The 1,323-nt window shown below is 64.7% G+C and carries 2 protein-coding genes; both read left to right on the forward strand.

Annotation, left to right across the window (positions count from 1 at the left end; genetic code table 11):
• Nucleotides 1-651 (forward strand): CBS domain-containing protein (locus tag EN991_RS36525; protein WP_127370538.1); only part of this gene is annotated, 651 nt, incomplete at its 5' end.
• A 132-nt stretch (nt 652-783) separates the two neighbouring features.
• On the forward strand, nt 784-1,323 hold a 540-nt coding region (locus tag EN991_RS36530), incomplete at its 3' end, for an RNA polymerase sigma factor (protein ID WP_127370539.1).

Genomic DNA, 1,323 nt, shown 5'->3' on the forward strand with positions numbered 1-1,323 from the left:
GGCTTCCTGTTTCCATTCGTGCCGGTGGCGCTGAACTCGATCCTGCTGGTGGCGCTCGGCTACGGCTTCCACAGGCTGGCCCGGCGCAATTATCCGCATGTGCCGGTTGCGGCGCCGGCAAACAGCCACGGCACCGGCGATCTGCCGGCGCAGCTGCGCGTGGGCTTTCGGTCGGAAGACATCGATGCCGCGCTTGGCGCACTCGACGAGACGTTCGATATCGATCGCAACGATCTCGACCGGCTGCTGCGGCAGGTCGAATTGCAGGCGATGGTGCGCGCGCACAAGACCCTTCTGTGCGAGGACATCATGTCGCGCGATGTGATCTCGGTCGATGCTCACACCTCCACCGACGCGGCGCGCCAATTGCTGCTTGACCACAACATCCGCACCTTGCCGGTCGTCAATGCGGAAGCCAGGCTGGCAGGCACGGTGGGGTTGCGCGAACTCACCCAGGCCTCGGGGACGGTTGGATCCGTCTTAACGCCCGCGGCAACAGCCGCCGCCGGCGTCGCCGCCATGGGTCTGCTGCCCGTCCTCACCGACGGCCGCAGCCATGCGGTCATCATCGTCGACGACGACAAGCGGATTCTCGGGCTGATCACCCAGACCGATCTGTTGGCGGCCACGGCGCGCCTGCAGGCTGCCTGACAAGCCTTCGCTCGCACTGTAGTGTAGCGGCCGCCGGACCCGGCAGAAAATCTTCGGGAACCTTTTGCCGGCGACAGCGTCCAATCTCCCAATCGAGATCCTGGTTCGGAGATTGGGTTGAGGAAACTTGCCATGCCTGCTGTGTTGACGGCCGTGCCTTCCGCTGTGCCAGGCGAGATGCAGCTTGTGCACCGCGCGCTGGCGCGCGACGGCGACGCCTTCCGCACCATCATCAAGACACACAATCAGCGGCTTTACCGGATCGCGCGCGGCGTCGTGCGCAATGACAGCGAGGCCGAGGACATCGTGCAGGAGGCATACGTCAAGGCCTTCGCCCATCTCGATGCGTTTCGCGGCGACTCCTCGCTCGCCACATGGCTATCGCGCATCGTCATCAACGAGGCGCTCGGCCGGCTGCGCAAAAGACGCAAAACGGTGGCGCTGCCGGAAAATCCGCAAGCCGAGATCATCCGGTTTCCCCTCAATCCCAGCGACGATCCGGAACGGACAATGGCGCAACGGCAGATCCTCCAACTGGTCGAACAGGCCACCGACAGCCTTCCCGACGTCTACCGGACGGTGTTCGTGGCGCGGGTGATCGAGGGGCTGAGCATCGAAGAGACCGCCGACCTCCTCGGCGTGCGGCCGCAAACCGTCAAGACAAGGCTACAC

This window comes from Mesorhizobium sp. M7A.F.Ca.US.005.03.2.1 (assembly GCF_003997795.1).
GTDB classification, from domain to species: Bacteria; Pseudomonadota; Alphaproteobacteria; order Rhizobiales; family Rhizobiaceae; genus Mesorhizobium; species Mesorhizobium ciceri.